Genomic DNA, 21,679 nt, shown 5'->3' with positions numbered 1-21,679 from the left:
CAAGTTTCACCTTTGAGCTATCACAAAGGCTTCCAGCTCGTTTTGCAGATCTGCTTCTTCCAATGACAACTGCTCCGCTTCCGCCCTCCAGGCGGCGCACGGTACGCCTCCAGGAGACCAGTCTCCTGGAGGGGCCAATGCTCCTCCTGCGCAGCATCCGTGGCTTCAGCTCCAATCGCTCACTGACTTGGCTGGCTTGCGTGCCCTTGGCTCTCTTCGGCCTAGGACTCTTCAACCTCTCGGCCCATGCCGCCGAGATGCCAGAACTGAATGCTGCCTTCCTAGCCAACAATCTCTGGCTTCTGGTTGCAACGATTCTGGTGATCTTCATGAATGCCGGCTTCGCGATGGTCGAAGCAGGAATGTGTCGTCAAAAAAACGCGGTCAACATCCTCGCCAAAAACCTATTTGTCTTTGCCCTAGCGGTAACGGCTTACTGGTTCATCGGCTATTCGCTGATGTACGGCGATCCTGTTTCAGCAGGATGGCTCTATTTCAACGGCCTGTTCTTTGATCCTGCTGTAACCCCTGAACTGATCAGCGAAGGAGGTCTTGTCCCGAGCGTCGACTTCCTCTTCCAAGCAGCCTTTGCAGGCACCGCTGCCACCATCGTCTCAGGACTCGTTGCAGAGCGCGTCAAGTTCGGCGAGTTCGTGGTGTTCTCCCTAGTGCTAACTGGTTTCATTTACCCAATCGCCGGCAGCTGGGAATGGAACGGGGGCTGGCTCAACACTGCCTTTGGCGAAGGCGTTGAATTCATTGATTTCGCAGGCTCCTCGATCGTTCACTCCGTCGGTGCCTGGGCAGGTCTGGTGGGAGCAATGCTGCTCGGTCCGCGCATCGGCAAATTTGTCGGTGGCAAGGCCCAAGCGATTCCAGGTCACAACATGTCCATCGCCACCCTTGGCGCCCTAATCCTCTGGATCGGCTGGTATGGCTTCAATCCCGGCTCTCAGCTCGCCATGGATCAATGGGTCCCCTACGTCGCTGTAACAACCACACTCGCGGCTGCAGGTGGCGCCATCGGCGCAACGGTCATTTCCACCCTCTACTCCGGCAAGCCTGATCTAACGATGATCATCAACGGCATCCTTGCCGGCCTAGTGAGCATTACAGCGGGTTGTGGCAATCTCACGCTGGTAGGGGCCTGGGTTGCAGGCCTAATCGGTGGTGTCATTGTGGTGTTCGCGGTCTCAGCCCTTGACTCTTTAGGCATCGACGATCCAGTTGGGGCTTTCTCGGTCCACGGCGTCTGTGGCATCTGGGGAACCCTCGTGATCGGCCTATGGGGCTTTGACATCCAAGGTGATGGTTCCGCCCTTGGGCTATTCGTTGGGGGTGGCGCAAGTCAGCTTTGGGCTCAATTTGTCGGCTGCGCTGCCTACGCCATCTGGACCGTGGTGACCTGTTGGATTGCCTGGTCTGTCATCGGAGCACTGTTTGGCGGGATCCGCGTAACAGAAGCAGAGGAAATCGAAGGTCTTGATATCGGTGAACACGGTATGGAGGCTTATCCCGACTTCGCCTCAGCCGGCAACTAAAGCCTGATCAACAACCTGAATCCCATCAAGCCCGACCCAGTGCCGGGCTTTTTTATGCTTCAAAAGTGTTGAGCTGCCCATAGAGTCAGGAGATTGCGGCTGCCACGATGGATACACAAGCTTTCAAACGCTCTCTACACCACTCTGAGCGTTACAACCGTAGGGGCTTCGGGCGAGCCAACGAAGTCGCCAGCAACCTTGAGAAGGCCTACCAAAGCAGCCTCATTGGCTCGATCCGAGACAACGGGTATGTGCTTCAACATGGCCGACTTCAGGTGAAATTGGCTGAGGCCTTTGGTTTCTGCTGGGGAGTAGAGCGAGCAGTTGCGATGGCTTATGAAACCCGTAGGCACTACCCAAGCGAGCGCATTTGGATTACTAACGAAATTATTCACAACCCTTCAGTGAATGAACACTTACGCGAAATGGACGTGCTGTTCATCCACGCTGAAGGAGGTGTCAAAGATTTTTCCTGCGTCAGTGACGGCGATGTAGTGATCCTGCCCGCCTTCGGTGCCACTGTTCAGGAGATGGAGCTACTTCATGAGCGTGGCTGTCACATCATCGACACCACTTGTCCATGGGTTTCCAAGGTGTGGCACACCGTGGAGAAACATAAGAAGCAAGAATTCACCTCAATTATTCATGGCAAGGTGAAGCATGAAGAAACCTTGGCCACCAGCTCCTTTGCAGGGACCTATTTAGTTGTTTTAGACCTTGATGAAGCCCAACTAGTCGCCGATTACATCCTGGGCCAAGGAGATCGTGCTGCGTTCATGAAACGCTTTGCCAAGGCATGCTCTGCAAACTTTGACCCAGATCAAGATCTCCAACGCCTTGGGGTAGCCAATCAGACCACCATGCTGAAAAGTGAAACTGAGGAAATCGGTCGTTTATTCGAGCGCACCATGCTCAGAAAATATGGCCCAATAGAGCTCAATAAACATTTCCTTTCCTTCAACACCATCTGTGACGCCACAGAAGAACGGCAACAAGCAATGTTCTCGCTAGTTGATGAACCTCTAGATCTACTCGTGGTGATTGGTGGTTTCAACTCATCCAACACCACTCACCTACAGGAAATCGCCATCAGCCGAGGAATCCGATCCTTCCACATCGATACCCCAGAACGTATTGGTGATAACAACAGCATCCAACACAAGCCACTGGGAGAAGATCTGTTCATCGAAAGTAATTTTCTACCTGCTGGCAGCGTGAATGTTGGGATCACCTCCGGAGCCTCAACACCCGATCGAGTGGTTGAACATGTGATTCAGAAGCTGATCGACCTAACCTCCGACTGAGCAACAGCCTGGCTTTACATTTGTTAATATCCCCGGCTAACCCAGCCAGGGATGACCATCCGTGCCGCCCTTGTCGATACCTGCCGACCAATACCTGCGCCTCAGCAACAACTCACAAGTCCGTTGCTATCGAAGTCATTTTTCCGATCGCATGGAGATGCTTGCGCCGCTAAAAAACGTGGCGGAATATCTTGACCACCATCAAGGCTGGTTTCAACGCTGTGCTGCACCCATGGAGGTCAAGGCCCTCGATGATCAGTCCTATCTCCTCACCCTTGGTCGATTCGGCAATTTTGGCTTTGAAGTGGAGCCTTGCATTGGCCTAAAGCTGCTTCCCCAGCAGCAAGGGCTCTACCAAATCATCAATGTGGACCTAACGCATCAAGATCAGCCCCTTTGTGATCACTACGATGTGGACTTCAAGGCTGGGCTGAAACTTGAGCCATCAGAAACAGAAGCCAGCAATACTGTCCAACAAACCACCATCGTGAACTGGGATTTGGATCTTTCGGTGTGGATCCAACTACCGAAAGTGATCACCCTGCTACCGGATGGTCTTGTACAGACAAGTGGTGACCAGCTGCTGAGGCAAATCGTGCGACAAATCTCTCGACGACTCACCTGGAAGGTTCAAGAAGACTTCCATGCCACCCATGGACTGACCTGCCCACCACGTCGCCATGCAGCTTTCTGAGCAGGTCAACCCTGTCATCGCCTTGATCTGCAAACCCATTCTCTAAACTGCTGGTCTGCAATCCCTGGTGATGATGGCCGGCTCCGAAACCCCTAAAGCAAAGGGCTCTGACTCTGATCTAGGACCTCAAGCCAGTACATCGTCAGAATCGATTAACTACTTCTCCGAATTTGGGATTCTCATACTCCGGCTGGGGATCAGCATTTTGATGGTCCACAACGGACTAGAGAAGCTCCAAAATCCAGAAGGATTCTCGGAATTTGTCATCGGCCAACACCTTGACTTCTTACCAGGCGACCCTCTGCTCTGGACCTATGCAGCAGCTTTAACAGAAATCATTTGTCCAATTGGAATCGCATTCGGACTTGCTACTAGGTTCTGTGCGCTTGGCCTGCTATCGACAATGGCTTTTGCCATTACATACCACTTATTTGATACTGGCCTGCAAGGCTTCCCCTTCGCCGTGGTCGAAAACCATAGCTATGCCTTTGAATTGTCTGGTGTTTATGCAACTACTTTCTTTTACTTACTTTGTGCAGGGCCAGGGCGAATTTCACTGGCAGCAAGGAACAAAGCCAAAGCAAATTCAGTCAGAATGAAACTCATCAAGGAAATCAATAAAGTCAAAATATAGGGCAACAAAGCAGCTCTATATTAACTTTGATTATTACTAACTTAATGCAAGAAGTGGCGCTTTCCCGTCAACACCATTGCCAGACCAAAGTCATCGCAAACAGCGATTGAGTCTGCATCACGCTTGCTCCCACCAGGCTGGATTACGGCACAGATGCCATGGTTAGCCGCCAAGCGCACCGTGTCGTCAAAGGGGAAGAAGCCATCACTAGCCAAAACAGCTCCCCTGGCTTGATCGCCAGCTGCCTCAAGGGCTAGTCGCGCCGAGCCGACCCGGTTCATCTGGCCCGCTCCAACGCCGAGACTCTGGCCAGCACGAGCCACCACGATGGCGTTAGAGCGCACATGTCTCACCAGGCGCCACGCAAAGGTGAGATCATCGTTTTCTTCAGCAGTAGGCGAGCGTTTGCTGGCCACAGTCCAACTGGTGGTATCGATTGATTGATCGTCTTGGTCCTGCACCAACACCCCGCCGAGGATGGTGCGAATGTGATCACGACCAGCTGCATCAACGGCACCTGGAGCCAATTCCAACAAACGTAAGTTGGCCTTGCTGGCAAGGATTTCCCGAGCTTCTGGTTCAAAGCCTGGTGCCACAACACATTCCAAGAACAAACTGGTGAGCTCCCGAGCAGTCGTGGCATCCACCAATCCATTCAGAGCCACGATCCCTCCAAATGCACTCAGCCGATCTGCATCCAAGGCACGGCTTAAGGCCGACGCCACGCCAGTGCCAATCGCGACACCACAAGGGTTGGTGTGCTTAACCACCACGGCAGCATCTTGAACAGCTTGATGAGCCCCATCCGTGCCATATCCAAACTCCCGAACAGTGGCCAGGGCAGCTTCCAAATCAAGCAAATTGTTGGTACTGAGCTCCTTGCCCTGCAGCTGAATGGCACCACCCCACCCCTGCTTCGGAGCGCTGTACCAAGCCGCCTGCTGATGGGGATTCTCGCCATAGCGCAGCCTCTGCCTAAGGGGAATAGCCTCAAGCCATTGGGAAGCTTGCTCGGTCAGCCGCTCGCCCATCCAATGGCTGATGGCCACGTCATAGGCAGCGGTGTGCTCAAAGGCTTCAAGGGCCAGCTCACGACGGAGCTGGCCATCGACACCATCACTTAAAGCCACTAGGAATCTGTCGTACTGATCCGGCCTCGTGAGCACAGCCACATGCGCATGGTTCTTGGCCGCCGCTCGCACCATGGCGGGGCCACCGATATCAATATTCTCAATTGCGGTTTCCCAACTCACCTGCGGATTAGCCACTGTTTCCCGAAACGGGTAAAGGTTCACCACCACCACATCAATAGGAGGGATCTGATGCTGCTCCAGATCGACCTCATGATCAGGGTCGCCCCGCATCGCCAAGATGCCTCCATGGACACGAGGGTGCAGAGTCTTCACCCGTCCTCCAAGAATTTCCGCAGCACCTGTGTGCTCAGCAACCCGCGTCACGGGCAGACCGGCATCCTCCAGCACTTTGGCTGTGCCACCACTGGAAAGCAGCTGAAACCCATGCATGCGATGCAAGGATTCCGCTAGAGGCACAATCCCATGTTTGTTTGAAACGCTCAACAAGGCGATGGGAGCCATGGCAGCAGAGACGAAAGCATTCCGTGGGCCAACCTACGCAGCAGCGATACAACCCCTGCCGTGAGCGACAACCTTCTCCGCGACATTCCCAAAGGTGCTTACTACAGGCTGGTGCTGCTGCATGGCTGGGGTGCAGATGCAGACGATCTGATGCCCCTTGGCCGAGAGCTCTGCCAAGCCATCGAGCCTCCCGTAGAACTAGTGGCTCTACGAGCACAACAAAGTCATCCTCAAGGTCTGGGCCGGCAATGGTATGGACTCTTTCCAAGCGACTGGGCAGCCGTTCCTGATGCGATCTCTCAACTTCAGGCTCGCTTGAAAGCCCTAGAAACCCCAGAAATTCCTCTACAAAGAACGGCTCTGCTGGGTTTCTCCCAAGGGGGAGCAATGGCCCTCGCCAGTGGTTGTGATCTACCTCTAGCAGGCCTAATCGGCTGCAGTGCATACCCACATCCAAATTGGGTAGCTCCAAGCATTCGCCCCGCGGTGCTTCTCCTGCATGGGCGCCAAGACGACGTAGTTCCCTACGCCGCCTCTGAACAACTCCTCAAAAGCCTAAAAACAAGCGGATTGGAGACTGCATTGGTGAGCTTCGAAGGTGGCCACTGCATTCCGGGAGAACTAATCCCCCGGATTCAGCAAGCTCTGATCTCCTGGTTCCACTAATCAATCCCGATCTCTTCAAACGAAGGCGTACTCGTACTCCTCGATCTCCTCCCAGTCGTCGGAAGTCAGTTCAAGACCTTCAAACATGGTCTCTTCCCCAACGGAGTCAACGATCAAGCGCAAAGAGGGGAAGAGAAAATGATTCTCTTCAGCGTACTGAGCACTAAACAAGCCTTTCTCGCCCCAGAAAAAGCGATCAGTGGTGTGCTCGTTACGACGAACATTCAGGATCGCCGGTGAGATCAAACCAGATTCCGCGATATAGCGACGAGCTGCCGTCACAGGCTTGTACTCACCGGTTTCGAGATGGAAAGTAGGCACATGAGCCAACACCCGTTGACCAGCCAGTCGTCTGCGGCTGATCCGCTTGCGCTTCTTAGACATAAACGGGAAACTCCTGTATAGGAGTGCGATGGAGAGGGGAACGGGGCGGCTTAGAACCGTCCAGCAGATGGTGCTCAAACAAGATGCAAGAGCTTGGCGATGCCCAAATGTCAGCAAGCCATACTCGGGGCATCGCAGCACAGCCACAACACCCTGAGGGATCACTTTCAACATGACCGGCCGAGGCCGAGGATCCAACAGAGGACGCATCTACCTCTGCTGTAGCTTTGGTGACACGATTTGTGCAACCTCTGCTGTGGCTTTGGTGACACAATTTGTGCAACCTCTACCTTGTCCGACTTTGAGCTACAGCCTCTGGGCGAGGCTTTCCAGCCAATCGACTCTCAAATTTTAATACTTTTTTCAGAATTTTCAAGGTGCAATTCATATCAGCCTCTGGGTGTCGGTGTCCAGAGGCACATCGGTCGCCATGAAGCTGTCAAACCGCTTCCTCAATCTGGTGAAGCAACAACTCAACAGCTTCGAAGCAGAGGCTCCACTAGAGAAACTTGTGGTCTATATCGCTCAAGCAAGAGACGGGCGCGCCCCCAGCCTGGAAGCAGTAAGTCAGTGGCCCGCCACAGGGAACAAATCCCTGCCACCTGTAGAGGCAGACCCTGAGCTTCGTGCACCCTCTCCTGATCGACGCTGGTACCCGCTTCAAGAAGGAACGATCTTGCTTGGAGTACTCAGAGCCGAAAAACCCCTCTCTTCGTCATCCTGGCCCACCCGCCTAGACCGACGGCTGCTTGCTACTGCGAGTGCCATCACCCATTGCCTCAGTCTTGAGCTTGAGCGCGCCAGGCTGCTTGATGAGCTCGCCGAGCAACGGGAACAAATCAGCCTGATGGTGCATCAACTGCGCAATCCGCTAGCCGCGCTTCGAACCTATGCCCAACTCTTGATGAAGCGCCTAGAGCCCGATAGTCGTCACCGCACCTTGATCAAGGGTCTGCTGAGCGAGCAAGCACAACTCGATCGCTATATCTCCAGCCTCGACCAGATCGGCCAGGACAATCTGCCCATCGAACCAAGCATCAAGGCCCCATTGCTGCTGCCTCCATTACTGCCACAAGCCACTGATCTCACTATCAGATCCTTACTAACACCACTGATCGAACGCGCCATAGCCACATCAGCCTTGCAAAAACGCCCTTGGCATGGACCCAGCCAATGGCCTGCCTGGACTGAAGAGCTACGTCCTTCAGGAGATGGAGTGGTCGCTGAAATCGTGGCCAACCTGCTGGAGAATGCTTTCCGCTATAGCCCTGCAGGCCGCCCTATCGGCCTTTGCCTGCAACAAAACGGAGTATGCGTCTGGGATGGAGGTGAACCCATCAACAAGCAAGAGCGTGAGCGCATCTTCAGCAGAGGCATTCGAGGCCAGAGCAGTGGCGATCGCCCCGGCAGCGGCCTTGGCCTCGCCCTGGGACGCCAACTGGCTGAAGATTTGGGAGGTTCGCTGCAACTGATCACCTCTCCAGCGAACCTTGATCCAGCCCTTCCCAGCGAAGGCAATGCCTTTCTGCTCAGCCTGCCGGCAGTAACACCGCCAGCAACAGAAGCGTGATTGTTTCCACTAGCACGACTGAAGCGCCATAAGAATCCCCGCTATGCCCACCAAGACGACGTCCAAGCAGTTCAGGTACTAAAAACGCCGGCAAGACACCCACACCAATTCCTGCCATCAAAACCATCTGACTGGGCCACCCCACGATCATGAGTGAAGGGACAACCGTTAATGCCAAAAGCAGCACTAAGCATGCTGGTAATGCTTCCTGCCATCCCTTGCGATAACGACGATGAAAGGATGCGCTGCCAGCCTGCCCCTCACGCAAGTAAAAGAAGCGCGCCATGGCCCAAAGCGGCGCACAACGCCCCCAAAAGGCAGCAATCAGCAAAGCCAAAGGGGCTAGAGAACCAAGCCGAAGTAGGGCTGCAATCTGAAGTAACACCACCACAAGCAGAGCCTGGACGCCACTAGCTCCAACACAGCTGTCGTCCATAGCCTGCAAACAGCGCTCACGACCAGCCGCCAGACCATCGGCCGTGTCCATCAACCCATCAAGGTGAAGACCACCCGAAAGCCAGGCACCCAGCCCGATGACCAAAAGTGCCACTGCCGAGGTTGGCCAATCGGCACGGATCAAGACAAGCCAAAGGGAAGACTGCAGTCCTCCCAGCACCAATCCGATCCAAGGAGCAAAGCGAGCAATCCGTTCAAAACGTGGCTTCAGCCCTGGCCAAGCAGGCAATACGGAGTAGAAGATCCATGCTCCAGCCAAATCCCGGAGCCAAAGGGGAGCGCGCAAGATCTCCAACCTCCAGTCAAAGGCAAAGCCCAACGTAGGGTCATGATCGGCCTGGTGCCCTCTGGCGCTGGAGTATCGCCTTAGCACTAGCCGTGTTTGATTTTCAGATCAACGCCCACTGTTCACACACACGTGCTCGCGTTGGCTGCTTCCGCACTCCTCATGGTTCTGTCAACACACCTCGTTTCATGCCTGTGGGCACGTTGGCAACGGTGAAAGGCATCACAGCCACTCAACTGGCAGACACCGGAGCTCAGATGGTGTTAGCCAACACCTATCACCTCCATCTTCAACCAGGCGAGGGGATCGTGGCCGATGCCGGTGGCCTGCATCGCTTCATGGGCTGGGACCGCCCACTGCTTACCGACTCAGGTGGCTTTCAGATTTTCAGCCTGGCAGACCTGAATCGTATTGATGATCACGGGGTCGTTTTTCGCAACCCTCGTAATGGCAGCCAGATTGAACTCACGCCAGAACGCGCCATCGAAATTCAAATGGCCCTTGGCGCTGATGTCGCTATGGCCTTCGACCAATGCCCCCCATACCCAGCCAGCGAAAGCGATGTGGAGGCTGCCTGTAAGCGCACCCATGCATGGCTGGAACGCTGCTCGAACACCCATCAAGACGCAAATCAAGCCCTATTCGGCATTGTTCAGGGAGGATGTTTTCCCCACCTCAGAGAGCAAAGTGCTCAAATCGTGGCCAGCTTTGATTTGCCTGGCATCGCCATCGGTGGCGTCAGCGTGGGTGAACCGGTTGAAGACATTCAGCGCATCGTGCGCCAGGTTTCTCCTCTGCTTCCCCAGGATCGCCCCCGCTATCTGATGGGGATTGGCACCCTGCGAGAAATAGCGATTGCAGTTGCCAGCGGTATCGATCTATTCGACTGTGTGCTGCCTACCCGCCTGGGAAGACATGGCACAGCACTTGTCGCTGGCGAGCGCTGGAATTTACGCAATGCCCGCTTTCGTGAAGATCACACACCCCTAGATCAAAGCTGTACCTGTACAGCCTGCCGCCATCACAGCCGGGCTTATCTGCATCACTTAATTCGCAACGAGGAGCTCCTAGGGCTCACGCTTCTAAGCCTGCACAACCTCACCCAGCTGATCAGATTCACCTCAGCTATTAGCCAGGCAATTCAAGATGACTGTTTTTCAGAGGATTTCGCTCCTTGGCAACCGGACTCAGCAGCACATCACACGTGGTAACGTCCATGAAACGCAGCTGAGCAACTAGGGATGGCAGCCTTCACTCTCGATCTGATGGCCCAACTGCCAGAGGCCTATCAGGCCTACGCTCCAGCAGTGGATGTTCTTCCACTCATCCCCATTTTCTTCTTCCTGCTTGTCTTTGTATGGCAAGCATCTGTGGGCTTCCGCTGAAGCATTCATTTCAATCAACGCTTTTTTCCTCGACGCCATACCTCCCAGACGAAGGTAGGCAGACAAAGAAAGCGATTCCATCGGCTGGGCTCTTGGCCCAACCGATAGAGCCATTCGAGCCCTAACTGACACATCCATTGGGGGGCTCGCTTTTTCATGCCAGCCCATACATCGAAACTTCCCCCAACACCCATCCAGAGGCCTGGGCATGCCCGCCTTACCCGCGGTATCCATGTTTCTTGACGGGGAACTCCTAGTGCCACAAGCACAAGATCAGGATGCAAAACTCTCAACTTGGCTTCCAGGCCAGGCCAAGCATCTTGGGGTTGATAACCATGCGAAGACATCACAAGTCGCAGAGCAGGCAGGTCTTGCTTCAGGAGTTGCCTCAAACGATCCATGACCTGCGGTGTTGCTCCCACTAGAGCCACCTTCCAATCATGAGCCTCTGCATAGGCAAGTAACGAACGTGCCAGTTCAATTCCAGGGCTGCGCGGCACCACAACTCCCTGACGCCTGAGCGCCCAAACCACGCCAATCCCATCTGGGATGACTAGATCTGCCGCCGCAATAGCATCACCTAGCCTCGGATTCTCTCTAGCCGCCATCGTCATCTCCGCATTAAGCGTGACGATCTGGCCACCACCACGAGCATGCAAACCAATCGCCGCAGCCTGAACATCGCGGCATGCATCCACTGGCACACCTAGAACACTTCGACGGTATTGATCGCTCGGTGCGGTGCTTGTTGATTCCATCAGCGAGACAACTGAGGTTGAAAATTTAGTGCTCTAAACCTTGAACGCAATCGATGGAGTCCAAAGCCCAATCGCCACAAGCAAGCGAATGGAGCAACAGCCGATTTGCAAAGAAGCCCCTGAGAACGTAGCGCTAGCCCTGTGCAAGCCGGGCCGGGAGGGTTGGACTGATGTGTTCCTAACGACTCAGATGGGCTCCTCCAAGGAAAGCCCCATGCCGGGGTGTTCGACGGCATGTTCAATCAGGTCAGCCAAACGCAGCGCGCGCGAAGCCTGCTCCCCATCCACGGCTGGTGTCTCACGACCTCGCAAACACTGAAGAAAATGCTCCAACTCGGCATAGAGAGGCTCAATAGAAGTCGTGCTGACCTCTTCGATAAAACCGTCATTGCGATACAACAACTCACCGTGATCGGCTGAATACCACTCATGAGCACGACGATGTATATGCAGGGTGTGATTAAGGAAATCAGTCTCAACAAGACTGCCCCGACAATGAGCACTGAGACTGCGAATTTTGCGGTGGCTCATCTTGCTAGCCGTGAGGCTAGCCACCACACCATTGCTGAAGCCAAGCGTGGCATTGACGTAATCGATCGGACCCTCGGCAGTGCGGCCCCCTGCAGCAGCCAGACCTACCACCGGAGCACCCGCCAGCTCAAGAACCAAGTCGAGGTCATGAATCATCAGATCAAGCACCACCGACACATCATTGGCTCGGTCACCATGGGGGCTATGGCGACGAGCCTCAAGAACCACCACCTCCTCATTTTCCACCACCTTGATCAACTCTCGAAAGGCAGGGTTAAAGCGTTCAATATGGCCAACCTGCAAGAGCCGTCCAGCCTTATTAGCCGCCACAATCAATGCAGATGCCTCCTCCTGACTGGCCGCAATCGGTTTTTCGATTAACACATGCAGGCCTGCCTCCAAGCAGGCCTGCCCGACCTTGTGATGGAGCAATGTCGGCACAGCAATGCAGACGGCTTCGACCTCGCCTAGCAAGCTGTGGTAGTCAGGAAACCAATCACATCCAAACTGTTCAGTTGCCAGCTGACCACGCTCAGGATCGGGATCAGCGACTGCCACCAGCTGCGCATCCTTAAGCAGACTGAGCACACGGGCATGATGCCAACCCATATTGCCAATCCCGATCACACCGACCTTCACCGGAACCATGGGATCGGTCATCGGCAGGCCATGGCGCATCGGGGAAATTATCAACGATCATTCCTCAGTGTGATCGTGACTGGGAAGAATCAGTCGCACACGCTCGATACGAGGACCCTTCATCGTTACGATCTCGAACTGCAAACCATCGCAGCGCAAGGCCTCTCCAGAAGAAGGGATGTGTTGCAACTTTTCAAGCAGAAAGCCAGCCAAGGTGTGGTGTCCATCAGCTTCAGGCAAGTCCAGATTGAGCTGTCGATTGAGCTCAATGATCTCAAGATCTCCTGCAACCATCCATGTGTCTGACTGACCCTCAATCAGCTCAAGATCCGGCTCATCATCGTCAGCATGGGGCTCATCGCCCACGATCTCACCAGTGAGATCGGCAGCTGTAACCAATCCTTCTGTACCGCCATGCTCATCAACGACAAGCAGTAGGGGCTGTCCACTTCGGATCATCGGCAACAATTCAGCCAAAGTGCTGGTCTCAAGAACCCTTACAGCTGGTTGTAAAAAAGGTTCAAGCGGAGATTCTGCCTGCAAAGCACCCAGGGAGATGGGTTCCGCCAACCGACGTAAATCAAGCACACCCCTGACATCATCTAGGGACTGACCGATCACTGGAAAGCGCGCATGGCGGGTGCTATGCACCACTTTCATCAGTTCAGCGAAGCAGACCCCAACAGGCAAGGTGACCATGCCAGAACGTGGCACCATCACCTCTCTAACTTGAGTGTCGCGCAAGGCAAAAACACCTTCAAGGATGTTGCGCTCATCAGGACGAAGGCCTGTTACACCACCAATTTCGATCAGAGACTCCAGCTCACCAGCAGAGAGAGCAGGAACGAGAGAATCCCAATGTGCATTCAAACCAACCAGCCGTAACATCATCGAAGCGACAGCTTCCAGAAGAGCCAAAAGGGGAGCAAGCACACGCATCACCATCTCCAACAATGGAGCGAGGTTTAGAGCTGAAGCCTCCGGACGATTCAGCACCCAGGCCTTAGGAAGAAAACCAGCCAACAAGGTGGCCAACACCACAAGCAGCAGAAAAAGCCCCCCGTCCAACCAGCGACTAGCAGGATCAGCTAGAGGCCACCAGCGATGTCCAACACCACGGCCAACCCAGCCCAGGGCTACCAACGCCAGCATTCCACCCAGCTGAGACACCATCAACGCCCTCCTCAAACGGCGCTGAAGACGATGCACGGCGGAAGCTCCGGGCTGCTGCTCTTCCACTAAAACCTGAACTCGACTAGGCCGCAGCCGCAACAAGGCAACCTCTCCAGCCGCGAAAAAAGCCGGTAGAACCAGCAATACAGCCAGGAAAAGCAACCTCATTGAATGAAGAAAATATGGGGGTCGCGAGGATCGAACTCGCCTTAGGCGAATTATGAGTTCGCTGCATTCACCAGATTGCTAGACCCCCTCAATCACGGATCTACCACATGCCACGGATAGGAGTGAAGGCCTCAGGCGCCACATTCATCTCAGGACCATCCTCCACCATGACAATTTCCGAAGGAACATCCCCCGCAAGGCTGTTGTCAAAACCGCTGGAGATATCAACAGTTCGCCAAGGTAGGGAAGGGCTCTGCTCTTCTAGAAGCACCTGATAGGTGTTCTGCACCGCAGAACTATCCCAGATGATCGTCTGATCAGGGAAACCAAATCCCATCAAGCGATTGCCCTCTTGACCGGCCACAGCGATGCCGAGCATATCCGTGAGCTGATGAAGCACATCCACACCCCGGGCATAGGGAGCTGTCCAACTGTAAAAACGACGTTCGATTAAGGCACCAGTGGATTCCAGCGGCCCACATTGGCTCACCTCTACAGGGCCCTTCGACGACTGGTTGGCATCCGGTGCTTCAAGAGTCGTGGTGCAAACCACAGGCCTCGCCCAGGCCAAACCGCCACCCCATCCAGTGACTGCCAATGGTGTCACCAGGGCCAAACCAAGCATCCTTAGCTTATGGAAGGACACCCAAGCCATAACTGCAAAAAACACGACTACGCGCAAACTAGGCAATGAATCCTTAAAGCACCAGCCCAATGAGCCCTCTTCCCCCATCGGCGGAGGCCTGCCGCGACGAGCTGCTCAACCGGCTAGCGCGAGAGGCCTACCGCCATGGAGACTTCACCCTGGCCTCTGGTCGCCAAAGCAACCACTACGTGAACTGCAAGCCAGTCAGCCTCAGTGGATCTGGCCTGGCGTTGCTAGGCCTGGCGTTACTCAAATATGTAGAGCCCGATGCTGTTTCTGTAGCTGGCCTCACCCTCGGCGCCGATCCCTTGGTGAGTGCAGTGGCGATGGCAGCAGCACAAGCGGAACGCACTCTCAATGCGCTAATCGTAAGAAAGCAAGCCAAAGGCCATGGCACCGCTGCTTGGCTTGAAGGTCCACTACCTCCCAGCGGTGCACGCATCACCGTTTTGGAAGACGTTGTCACCACAGGCGGATCGTCACTCAAAGCCGTGCAACAGCTGCGTGAAACGGGCTATCTGGTGACACGCGTCGTCACGATCGTCGATCGACAAGAAGGTGGTGAAGAGGCCTTGAATGCTGCTGAGTTAGAGCTTGTCAGTTTGTACCAGCTCAATCAGGTCGCTGAGCGGGCCAGACAGCTGGAGACGGAGACATGAGCAGCTCGAGCAAGCAACGCTGGGACGCCCTTAAACCCCTATTGAGGCTGGAGGGTTCTGGTAGTCGAGACTTTCTTCACGGCCAGACCAGTGCCGATCTGCTGGCTGCCGAAACAGGCTCCCTGCTGCGCTGCTGCTGGCTCACCGCCACAGGAAGGGTGCGGGCGCTGTTGGAGATTCGTCTGGATGAGAGAGGTGCAGATGTGCTTGTTCTCGCCGGCGATCACAACGCCGTAGCGACGGGCTTTGAGCAGGTGATCTTCCCTGCAGACCAGGTTCGACTGAAGCCGAGCAAGCCAATTCGACGCCTGCAGATACTGGCCCAACTCAAACAGGAGCAAACTCCTGAGGTGACCTGGCTGCTGCCAGACGAACCACTGCCAAAACACTGGGCTGCTATGCAGCAGGCCAGTGCAGATCAAATTGAAAGCTGGCGACTCAAGCAAGGCCTGCCCCTTGAACCTGGTGAAATCAATGGCGATACAAACCCGTTTGAACTGGGACTAACCGCATGGGTGAGTCTCAGCAAAGGTTGTTACTTGGGGCAGGAAACCTTGGCCAAGCTGGCCAACAGCGGTGGTATCAAACAACAACTGCGCTACTGGCAAGCCAACCGCCCGATTGCCGTAGGCCAAAAACTAATCAATCTTGAGCCAGAGGCAGGTGTCAACAATCGAGCAGGGGTCATTACTTCAGTGATGCAAGACCAAGACTCAAGAGGCAGCTATGGCTTGGCCTTGGTGCGCCGCAAGGCTCTAACAGAGGCTGAACTATGCCTGGCGGAAGACTCAACCAGGGTGCGCCTCTCCATTCCTACGGGATTTGTGACTCCACCCATGAGTGACTGAACATGGCTTGACGATGCCCAGCTACTCGTCTTGCTTTAACAGGTCGTCTTGCTTTAACAGGTCGTCTTGCTTTAACAGGTCGTCTTGCTTTAACAGGTCGTCTTGCTTTAACAGCCATGCCGCCACGGCCCAAGTGGCGAGACAATCATCGTGGTTGTAATCAAAGATCCAACGCAGGGCATAGGAACTGCCGCGATCTTGAAGACCTGAACCACGCCACTGGCGCCACCAAAGCAGAGCTCGAGCCCCATCGACCCCCACCTGACGCCAACAAAATCCCAGCCAACTCGCCACGCACTTCAACCCATAGCTGTTTAAAGGCAATCGCCAAGAACGCCGCACCCGATCGTGCACATCAATCATGCGCTTGCTCAGTGCACTCAACTCAGCCGCGTCAACTCCCTGCCGCTGAGCCATACGGCGAAGAGCCAGAGACTCCGTTTCGCCGTAATGCATCACTGGCCAGTCGGGATAACTCTTCAGCATGCGTTGCAACCGCTGCCAACAACGTGCCTCGCCGTGCTCATAAAGCACCAAAAAGGGGTGATACTGCGCGCCCTCTAAATCCCAACTGCCATCTGGCCTGCGGCCCAGCCGGACAAAACCATGCAGAAAATCATCGCGAGCATCTGGATCAGATTCGATGTCGTACAACAACACGCCAGGGGCAGTGGCCAATTCCGGCAAAGCTGATGCGGAGTCCAAGCGCTCATAACGACCATCCCGCTGAGCTCGGGCCTGCGCGACAAGCTCACAAGCCACTTCCCCGTGCTGCTCACCGAAATGTTGCAAACGACTTCCGAGCTCATTCGGATCGGCTGCCGCTAAATCCTGCAAACCAAGGATCCCCAGTTCCTGAAGCATCTGCCGTCGACGAGTCCCGATACCGCTCACCTCACTGAGATGTCCCTCTGCAGAAGCCACGGCATTGCAAACACCTCGCCAGGAACACAACTTGCACTTGCGCCGATCGGCAACCAAAGGCGGAGGCTCACTCAGCTCGAGGTCTGCGGCCAACTTGACCAGGACATCATCAAGCTGCCGCGGCAGCCCGCCCAGCAATGAAACTCGTTCCATGTGAAGACTGCGACCAGCTCCGGCCAAAGCCAAGCCTTCAGGCACGGGAGCCGACTGCAGCGGTGCCAATAAACGACCAGCAAGGGCCAAAGCCAAGCGATGCTCTCTGGTCAAGCGTCGACCCTGACGTGCAAGCACCGGTCGGTAAGCAAATGCGCCCCAACGACTGTGCCCCTCGACCCTCTGCAGCAATGGCGGATGGGCCTCCAATAACTGCCCCGCAGGACCAACCCCCTTAAGCCTCAGCCCCACCACCCCTGGGCATCCTTGACTGCAACCGTCTAGACCCTTGCATGGTTTGCGCGGCAACAAAGCAACAAAGTTGCGCTGCTGATCATCGAGTTGCAGAGTGCGGTGAGCAGTCCAGAGCCGTTGCTCTCCATCGCCATAACGGTCTAACCAAGCCCTACGACGACAGCGCAGCCAACTACGCAGCAAGCGATCAGTCAGAACGTTGGCAGCGAGAGGGGTGGCACCCATCAGCCGACGTTACGGCGGCTGCCTGCTAGATCCAGTCCATTAGTTGATCATTTATGGCATCGGCCCCCCTGCCGCTGGCCGCGGCCCCCATCCACTTCGGTACCGACGGTTGGCGCGGGGTCATCGGCGTGGATATCACAGTCGAAAGGTTGTTAACAGTTGCTGCTGCTGCTGCACAGGAGCTGGCCTATCGCGCACCCACAGAACTCAAAAGCCGCTCAGTGATCATCGGCTACGACCGCCGCTTTCTAGCTCCGGAAATGGCAGAGGCCATTGCTGCCGCCGTGCGCGGCTGTGAGCTGGAGCCCTTACTCACCGAAACGCCTGTGCCGACACCTGCCTGCAGCTGGGCAGTCGTTCAACATCAGGCCCTTGGCGCCTTAGTGGTGACAGCCAGTCACAATCCGCCGGAATGGTTAGGGCTAAAAATCAAGGGGGCCTTTGGCGGCTCAGTGGAAGACACTTTCACCGCAGCGGTGGAACAGCGACTTGCTGCCGGAGGGATCTCAATACCCATCAATGGAATTACCAAGCGATTTGATGGGCGTGGGCAGCATCTCGAAGGATTGCGAGAGAAGCTCGATTTAACGTCCCTGATCAAGGGCCTGCAGAAGATGGGGCTCAAGGTCATCATCGATCCGATGCACGGTTCAGCAGCGGGTTGTATTACAGAGCTACTGGACCCGCACAACCAGGGCTTGGTTCAAGAAATTCGCGCCCAGCGCGACCCGTTGTTCGGCGGCAACCCGCCCGAACCCCTCGCCCCATATCTGAGCCAGCTGATCGCAGCTGTGCAGGCCTCCAGCGCTACCGGACAACCCGCCGTGGGTCTGGTGTTCGATGGCGATGGCGACCGCATTGCAGCCATAGATGAAGCTGGCAACTTCTGCAGCACTCAGCTGCTGATGCCCCTCCTGATTGACCACCTCGCCCGAGCCAAACAACTGCCAGGCAAGGTTGTAAAAACCGTGAGTGGCTCTGACCTGATGCGTCTAGTTGCTGAGGATCTAGGCCGGGAGGTGCTGGAACTACCGGTTGGTTTCAAATACATCGCCGCTGAAATGCTCAGCGGCGATGTGCTGGTGGGAGGTGAGGAATCAGGAGGGGTGGGCTTCGGAATGCACCTACCTGAAAGGGATGCCCTCTTTGCAGCCCTGCTTGTACTGGAAGCACTTGTGGAGGGAGGGCAGCCCCTCGGCGCACGCATGAAAGCCCTGCAAGAGCGTTGTAGGGGGAGCAGTTTTTACGAACGCTTCGATCTACGCCTTGCTGATATGGACTCGCGACAACGACTAGAAACGCTGCTTGAGCAAACCCCTCCAGCCACAGTTGCTGATCAACCCGTTCAGACCGTGATCCGTACAGATGGCGTGAAATTTCGCCTTGGACCTAGCCACTGGTTGATGCTGCGTTTCTCCGGCACCGAACCCCTGCTCAGGATCTACTGCGAAGCTCCCAGCGAGACAGACGTCAAAGCAGCTCTGAACTGGGCAAAGCAGCTCGCAGAACGAACATGAGCAGCAATGAATTGACAGAGCGGGTGCTGGTGATCGCCAGCGGCAATGCTGGCAAAATCCGCGAGTTCCGTCAGTTGCTGGCTCACCTGCCGCTCAGCGTGCAAGCCCAACCCAAAGATCTTGCCGTGGAAGAAATAGGCCAGACCTTTGCAGAGAATGCACGCATCAAGGCCTTGACAGTTGCTCAAGCCACGGGGCAATGGGCCCTCGCAGACGACTCCGGACTCAGCGTAGAGGCACTGGCAGGCGCCCCTGGGGTCTATTCAGCCCGCTATGCCGCGAGTGATGCCCTAAGGATTGAGCGCCTACTACAAGAACTCAAAGGGATCGATGATCGCCGCGCTCACTTCAGCGCTGCTCTTTGCATCGCATCTGAGACGAATGAAGTTTTACTGGAGGTCGAAGGCCGCTGCGAAGGTTTGATCACCCACGCAGCTCGAGGAGAAAAGGGCTTCGGCTATGACCCGATCTTCGAAGTCGACGCAACCGGCACAACCTTTGCAGAGATGACTATTGAGCAAAAACGCCAATGGAGCCACAGAGGTTGCGCCTTTGCCCTGTTAGATCCAGCCCTGCAAGAACTGCTCCACAAACAAAACAAGCCCTAATCGCGAGACCACCGAATCGCTAAACAATCAATCCGCTCTCAACTAAGGAATTGAGCAGATCGCTTGATGGTGTTGATCTCAAGCAAGGCAGCCAAAATGATCCCCAACAAAGCAAGGCTGCCGTAGGTCAACACCACCAGAGTTGTATTGCCAGGGGTCGATACCTGCAGCAATACCCCAGAGAGCATGATCATCAACGCTCCCATCAACGTGCCTGCTGTATTCACAAAAGCGACAACAAGAGCCGTTTGAGCTGGAGGAGCTGCAGCTTCTGCAAGAGGAAAAGCCAAAACACTCGTGCCAAGGCCCAGACCAAGAATGGCTCCAGCCAAAATCAAAACGATGACGGATTGAGGGCTGGTCGCCACCAAGACCAACAGAGCGGCGGCGGCGCTGCAGCTGCCCGCCAACAAGATGGGAGCACGCCTGGACTGATGACTGCCAAGCCAGCCTGCCCCAAGCATTCCTACGGATGTAAAGAGGGAAAGAACCATGCCCACGCCCACCTTGAGGGAACCGCTCCACCCCTCAACCTCGGACAGCAAGCCATATTGACAAAAGCCAAAAAGAGTTCCAGCACCCCAGGCATAAATCAAGGCCGCATGGACAACCTTCTTGATGGCATCGGCACTCCAGCGCCCTGAATGATCAGCAACTTGGCGTTCGCGGATCGATTGGCTTGGCTTTGCACGACTCTGCTGCGAGCTGGCAACAACCACGACAACTAACGGTGTTGCCACCAGCAAAGCCAGCACCATGATCTGCAACGTCACCTGCTGCCGCCAGGAGCCCAAATGGATCAACACAGGCATCAAGGCAGCCAAGGCGGCGCCAAAACCAAGCAGGCTGTCGGTAGCACCCATCGCCAAGGCAAAACGCTGCGGCGGCAGGGTTCGCCTCGCAAGCAGCCCTGAGGCCGGGAAGGCAACAGCACAAGCAAGACCCATGCCAGCGCGGCTGATGATCAAGCCATCGAGGGTTTCAGCTCTAGCGAAGGCCAGGGTCAGTGCAGTAGCCGTGATGGCACCGAGTAACAGCCAACGTTCGGCACGGCCACGATCCAACACCCAACCGACAGGAATCTGAACGAGGCCATAGGGCAGCAGGAAGGCTCCCCCCACAACGGCAACATCAGCAGAGGAGAGAGCAAGCTCATCAGCGAGCGATTGATCGAAATATTGAAAGCTCGTTTCAGACCAAACCATCCAGGCCACGAAGAGCAGGCTGAGGATCCAAAGCAAGCGATCGCGCATCAAGTCATTGAAGACATCCAGGAAAATGTATTGGCTGCGAATCTGTTTGTCTTCAAGACAAGCAGTAATCGAGATTCAGCGTGAGCGACTGGCGCGGCTGCGGTGCTTCGTCGGGATTGAAGCGTGAGCTTGCTGCTTTTGAAAAACTGAGCGGGCGTATCGAGCCATCACCGCGCTGATCAATGCGTAGCAATCTCACCTGCTTGAGGCCAAGTGCATCAGAGGTGGTTTCAGCCCGATGCTTGCCCTGCTGTAGAGCCCTACGCAACAACTGATTCTTCAATTGCTGTTCACTGGCAAGATCAGCACGTGAAGACATGCCTTGCAAATCAACACCAGGCAGCCTGCCTGCGATCTGAATCAACGCGTCGTAATTGGATCGGCCCACCTCACCACTGACGCTGGTAAAAGCACGCTGCAAGCGTGGTTTGTCGCTAGTGCCATCCATGGCATAACTGCGTGGAGCAGGAATCTTTAGATCATCAAGGATGAGTGGCCGCACGCGACTGCGAACTGTGGCTAAGCGCTGATTGAGCTGATCCATTGCTGCCGATGAAGTTTTCCCCTCGGCTTCAACTTGCAAGGAAAAACGAAAGCGATCTGAACGCAGCTCTCCACTTTCACGAACACTGAGCTGCAGCAAAGTGCCATCACAACGAAGCTCACCAGCATGAGCAGGCGAGCTTGCTAAGCCCATCAATCCACTAGAGCCAACAAGCAAGCCAAACATCAAGGGAGAGCACAACAACCGCATCGGAGCTGAAAACATTGGAGATTCAGATCTCTAATTTAGATCTAGCGCCCTTG

At 55.3% G+C, this 21,679-nt stretch carries 22 protein-coding genes and 1 tRNA gene; 12 read left to right on the top strand and 11 right to left on the bottom strand.

Going from position 1 to position 21,679, the window contains the following annotated elements; all coding sequences use genetic code 11:
• The first annotated feature begins 62 nt into the window (after positions 1 to 62).
• From PMIT1303_RS12125 to PMIT1303_RS12110, 4 genes are all read left to right on the top strand, one after another.
• On the top strand, positions 63 to 1,541 hold the full coding sequence (locus PMIT1303_RS12125) for an ammonium transporter (RefSeq protein ID WP_063398883.1): 1,479 nt from the start codon (positions 63 to 65) through the stop codon (positions 1,539 to 1,541).
• Between the two features lie 107 nt (positions 1,542 to 1,648).
• Positions 1,649 to 2,845, top strand: coding sequence for a 4-hydroxy-3-methylbut-2-enyl diphosphate reductase (locus PMIT1303_RS12120; RefSeq protein WP_011827062.1), 1,197 nt, complete (start codon positions 1,649 to 1,651; stop codon positions 2,843 to 2,845).
• A gap of 61 nt (positions 2,846 to 2,906) precedes the next feature.
• Positions 2,907 to 3,539: a DUF1997 domain-containing protein gene (locus tag PMIT1303_RS12115; RefSeq protein WP_063398882.1), complete on the top strand. Its 633-nt coding sequence runs from the start codon at positions 2,907 to 2,909 to the stop codon at positions 3,537 to 3,539.
• A gap of 70 nt (positions 3,540 to 3,609) precedes the next feature.
• Complete coding sequence (locus PMIT1303_RS12110; RefSeq protein ID WP_369818728.1) at positions 3,610 to 4,173, top strand: DoxX family protein; 564 nt, start codon at positions 3,610 to 3,612, stop codon at positions 4,171 to 4,173.
• A 41-nt stretch (positions 4,174 to 4,214) separates the two neighbouring features.
• Here the strand turns inward: PMIT1303_RS12110 and purH are convergent, their stop codons facing one another.
• On the bottom strand, positions 4,215 to 5,768 hold the full coding sequence (purH, locus tag PMIT1303_RS12105) for a bifunctional phosphoribosylaminoimidazolecarboxamide formyltransferase/IMP cyclohydrolase (protein ID WP_063398881.1): 1,554 nt from the start codon (positions 5,766 to 5,768) through the stop codon (positions 4,215 to 4,217).
• 60 nt (positions 5,769 to 5,828) lie between these two features.
• Here purH and PMIT1303_RS12100 point away from each other — a divergent pair, with 60 nt between their 5' ends.
• Positions 5,829 to 6,434 (top strand): alpha/beta hydrolase, encoded by a 606-nt coding sequence (locus tag PMIT1303_RS12100; RefSeq protein WP_063398880.1) that lies wholly within the window; start codon positions 5,829 to 5,831, stop codon positions 6,432 to 6,434.
• Positions 6,435 to 6,449: 15 nt separating this feature from the next.
• Here the strand turns inward: PMIT1303_RS12100 and PMIT1303_RS12095 are convergent, their stop codons facing one another.
• Positions 6,450 to 6,818 carry a DUF3155 domain-containing protein gene (locus PMIT1303_RS12095; protein WP_036913890.1) on the bottom strand — a complete coding sequence of 123 codons (369 nt, stop codon included), beginning with the start codon at positions 6,816 to 6,818 and terminating at the stop codon, positions 6,450 to 6,452.
• Positions 6,819 to 7,248: 430 nt separating this feature from the next.
• On the opposite strand from PMIT1303_RS12095, the gene PMIT1303_RS12085 reads away from it, so the two are divergent.
• The gene (locus PMIT1303_RS12085) at positions 7,249 to 8,388 is read left to right on the top strand and encodes a sensor histidine kinase KdpD (RefSeq protein WP_063398999.1); all 1,140 of its coding nucleotides are present in this window, start codon (positions 7,249 to 7,251) and stop codon (positions 8,386 to 8,388) included.
• Here PMIT1303_RS12085 and cobS read toward each other — a convergent pair.
• The gene (gene cobS, locus PMIT1303_RS12080; protein ID WP_082824510.1) at positions 8,348 to 9,130 is read right to left on the bottom strand and encodes an adenosylcobinamide-GDP ribazoletransferase; all 783 of its coding nucleotides are present in this window, start codon (positions 9,128 to 9,130) and stop codon (positions 8,348 to 8,350) included. The two genes, PMIT1303_RS12085 and cobS, sit on opposite strands and share 41 nt — an antisense overlap.
• A gap of 92 nt (positions 9,131 to 9,222) precedes the next feature.
• Between cobS and tgt the strand changes: the two genes are divergently transcribed.
• Both tgt and PMIT1303_RS12070 read left to right on the top strand, forming a co-directional pair.
• The gene (gene tgt, locus PMIT1303_RS12075) at positions 9,223 to 10,341 is read left to right on the top strand and encodes a tRNA guanosine(34) transglycosylase Tgt (RefSeq protein ID WP_063398878.1); all 1,119 of its coding nucleotides are present in this window, start codon (positions 9,223 to 9,225) and stop codon (positions 10,339 to 10,341) included.
• Positions 10,342 to 10,371: 30 nt separating this feature from the next.
• Positions 10,372 to 10,515: a photosystem II reaction center protein K gene (locus tag PMIT1303_RS12070; protein WP_011131230.1), complete on the top strand. Its 144-nt coding sequence runs from the start codon at positions 10,372 to 10,374 to the stop codon at positions 10,513 to 10,515.
• A gap of 14 nt (positions 10,516 to 10,529) precedes the next feature.
• Here PMIT1303_RS12070 and PMIT1303_RS12065 read toward each other — a convergent pair whose 3' ends face one another.
• The 5 genes from PMIT1303_RS12065 to PMIT1303_RS12050 form a co-directional block, all read right to left on the bottom strand.
• A complete protein-coding gene (locus PMIT1303_RS12065) occupies positions 10,530 to 11,273 on the bottom strand; it encodes a WecB/TagA/CpsF family glycosyltransferase (protein WP_063398877.1) in 744 nt (247 codons plus the stop codon).
• 186 nt (positions 11,274 to 11,459) lie between these two features.
• Positions 11,460 to 12,464: a Gfo/Idh/MocA family protein gene (locus PMIT1303_RS12060; protein ID WP_041375225.1), complete on the bottom strand. Its 1,005-nt coding sequence runs from the start codon at positions 12,462 to 12,464 to the stop codon at positions 11,460 to 11,462.
• A gap of 36 nt (positions 12,465 to 12,500) precedes the next feature.
• Positions 12,501 to 13,784 (bottom strand): hemolysin family protein, encoded by a 1,284-nt coding sequence (locus PMIT1303_RS12055; protein ID WP_063398876.1) that lies wholly within the window; start codon positions 13,782 to 13,784, stop codon positions 12,501 to 12,503.
• A 15-nt stretch (positions 13,785 to 13,799) separates the two neighbouring features.
• A tRNA-Ile gene (locus PMIT1303_RS13610) sits at positions 13,800 to 13,872 on the bottom strand.
• A gap of 12 nt (positions 13,873 to 13,884) precedes the next feature.
• Positions 13,885 to 14,499: a hypothetical protein gene (locus PMIT1303_RS12050; protein WP_063398997.1), complete on the bottom strand. Its 615-nt coding sequence runs from the start codon at positions 14,497 to 14,499 to the stop codon at positions 13,885 to 13,887.
• Here PMIT1303_RS12050 and pyrE point away from each other — a divergent pair.
• Both pyrE and PMIT1303_RS12040 read left to right on the top strand, forming a co-directional pair.
• Positions 14,499 to 15,089 (top strand): orotate phosphoribosyltransferase, encoded by a 591-nt coding sequence (gene pyrE / locus PMIT1303_RS12045; protein ID WP_063398875.1) that lies wholly within the window; start codon positions 14,499 to 14,501, stop codon positions 15,087 to 15,089. The genes PMIT1303_RS12050 and pyrE overlap by 1 nt on opposite strands.
• Positions 15,086 to 15,937 (top strand): folate-binding protein YgfZ, encoded by an 852-nt coding sequence (locus PMIT1303_RS12040; protein ID WP_063398874.1) that lies wholly within the window; start codon positions 15,086 to 15,088, stop codon positions 15,935 to 15,937. Before pyrE ends, PMIT1303_RS12040 begins: the two co-directional genes overlap by 4 nt.
• A gap of 21 nt (positions 15,938 to 15,958) precedes the next feature.
• On the opposite strand, the gene PMIT1303_RS12035 is transcribed toward PMIT1303_RS12040, so the two are convergent.
• A complete protein-coding gene (locus tag PMIT1303_RS12035; RefSeq protein WP_063398873.1) occupies positions 15,959 to 17,494 on the bottom strand; it encodes a TM0106 family RecB-like putative nuclease in 1,536 nt (511 codons plus the stop codon).
• Between the two features lie 53 nt (positions 17,495 to 17,547).
• Here PMIT1303_RS12035 and PMIT1303_RS12030 point away from each other — a divergent pair, with 53 nt between their 5' ends.
• Both PMIT1303_RS12030 and rdgB read left to right on the top strand, forming a co-directional pair.
• Positions 17,548 to 19,011 (top strand): phosphoglucomutase/phosphomannomutase family protein, encoded by a 1,464-nt coding sequence (locus PMIT1303_RS12030; protein ID WP_063398872.1) that lies wholly within the window; start codon positions 17,548 to 17,550, stop codon positions 19,009 to 19,011.
• A complete protein-coding gene (gene rdgB / locus PMIT1303_RS12025) occupies positions 19,008 to 19,619 on the top strand; it encodes an RdgB/HAM1 family non-canonical purine NTP pyrophosphatase (RefSeq protein ID WP_063398871.1) in 612 nt (203 codons plus the stop codon). The genes PMIT1303_RS12030 and rdgB overlap by 4 nt, the downstream gene beginning before the upstream one ends.
• 38 nt (positions 19,620 to 19,657) lie before the next feature.
• Here rdgB and PMIT1303_RS12020 read toward each other — a convergent pair whose 3' ends face one another.
• Complete coding sequence (locus PMIT1303_RS12020) at positions 19,658 to 20,872, bottom strand: MFS transporter (RefSeq protein ID WP_063398870.1); 1,215 nt, start codon at positions 20,870 to 20,872, stop codon at positions 19,658 to 19,660.
• Positions 20,873 to 20,924: 52 nt separating this feature from the next.
• Positions 20,925 to 21,641: an SIMPL domain-containing protein gene (locus PMIT1303_RS12015; RefSeq protein ID WP_063398869.1), complete on the bottom strand. Its 717-nt coding sequence runs from the start codon at positions 21,639 to 21,641 to the stop codon at positions 20,925 to 20,927.
• Between the last annotated feature and the right edge of the window lie 38 nt (positions 21,642 to 21,679).

The organism is Prochlorococcus sp. MIT 1303, assembly GCF_001631965.1.
In the GTDB taxonomy this organism is placed as follows: Bacteria; Cyanobacteriota; Cyanobacteriia; order PCC-6307; family Cyanobiaceae; genus Prochlorococcus; species Prochlorococcus marinus_D.
This window is presented reverse-complemented; position numbering and strand designations above follow the sequence as displayed.

Bases quoted from the DNA above. Each gene is read 5' to 3' on its own strand.
- purH (WP_063398881.1), bottom strand. From the start codon at position 5,768: ATGGCTCCCATCGCCTTGTTGAGCGTTTCAAACAAACATGGGATTGTG.
- PMIT1303_RS12120 (WP_011827062.1), top strand. From the start codon at position 1,649: ATGGATACACAAGCTTTCAAACGCTCTCTACACCACTCTGAGCGTTAC.
- PMIT1303_RS12060 (WP_041375225.1), bottom strand. From the start codon at position 12,464: ATGACCGATCCCATGGTTCCGGTGAAGGTCGGTGTGATCGGGATTGGC.
- PMIT1303_RS12040 (WP_063398874.1), top strand. From the start codon at position 15,086: ATGAGCAGCTCGAGCAAGCAACGCTGGGACGCCCTTAAACCCCTATTG.
- PMIT1303_RS12055 (WP_063398876.1), bottom strand. From the start codon at position 13,784: ATGAGGTTGCTTTTCCTGGCTGTATTGCTGGTTCTACCGGCTTTTTTC.
- PMIT1303_RS12020 (WP_063398870.1), bottom strand. From the start codon at position 20,872: ATGCGCGATCGCTTGCTTTGGATCCTCAGCCTGCTCTTCGTGGCCTGG.
- PMIT1303_RS12015 (WP_063398869.1), bottom strand. From the start codon at position 21,641: ATGTTTTCAGCTCCGATGCGGTTGTTGTGCTCTCCCTTGATGTTTGGC.
- PMIT1303_RS12035 (WP_063398873.1), bottom strand. From the start codon at position 17,494: ATGGGTGCCACCCCTCTCGCTGCCAACGTTCTGACTGATCGCTTGCTG.
- PMIT1303_RS12030 (WP_063398872.1), top strand. From the start codon at position 17,548: ATGGCATCGGCCCCCCTGCCGCTGGCCGCGGCCCCCATCCACTTCGGT.
- PMIT1303_RS12085 (WP_063398999.1), top strand. From the start codon at position 7,249: ATGAAGCTGTCAAACCGCTTCCTCAATCTGGTGAAGCAACAACTCAAC.
- PMIT1303_RS12095 (WP_036913890.1), bottom strand. From the start codon at position 6,818: ATGTCTAAGAAGCGCAAGCGGATCAGCCGCAGACGACTGGCTGGTCAA.
- PMIT1303_RS12065 (WP_063398877.1), bottom strand. From the start codon at position 11,273: ATGGAATCAACAAGCACCGCACCGAGCGATCAATACCGTCGAAGTGTT.
- pyrE (WP_063398875.1), top strand. From the start codon at position 14,499: ATGAGCCCTCTTCCCCCATCGGCGGAGGCCTGCCGCGACGAGCTGCTC.
- PMIT1303_RS12125 (WP_063398883.1), top strand. From the start codon at position 63: ATGACAACTGCTCCGCTTCCGCCCTCCAGGCGGCGCACGGTACGCCTC.
- rdgB (WP_063398871.1), top strand. From the start codon at position 19,008: ATGAGCAGCAATGAATTGACAGAGCGGGTGCTGGTGATCGCCAGCGGC.
- PMIT1303_RS12070 (WP_011131230.1), top strand. From the start codon at position 10,372: ATGGCAGCCTTCACTCTCGATCTGATGGCCCAACTGCCAGAGGCCTAT.
- PMIT1303_RS12110 (WP_369818728.1), top strand. From the start codon at position 3,610: ATGATGGCCGGCTCCGAAACCCCTAAAGCAAAGGGCTCTGACTCTGAT.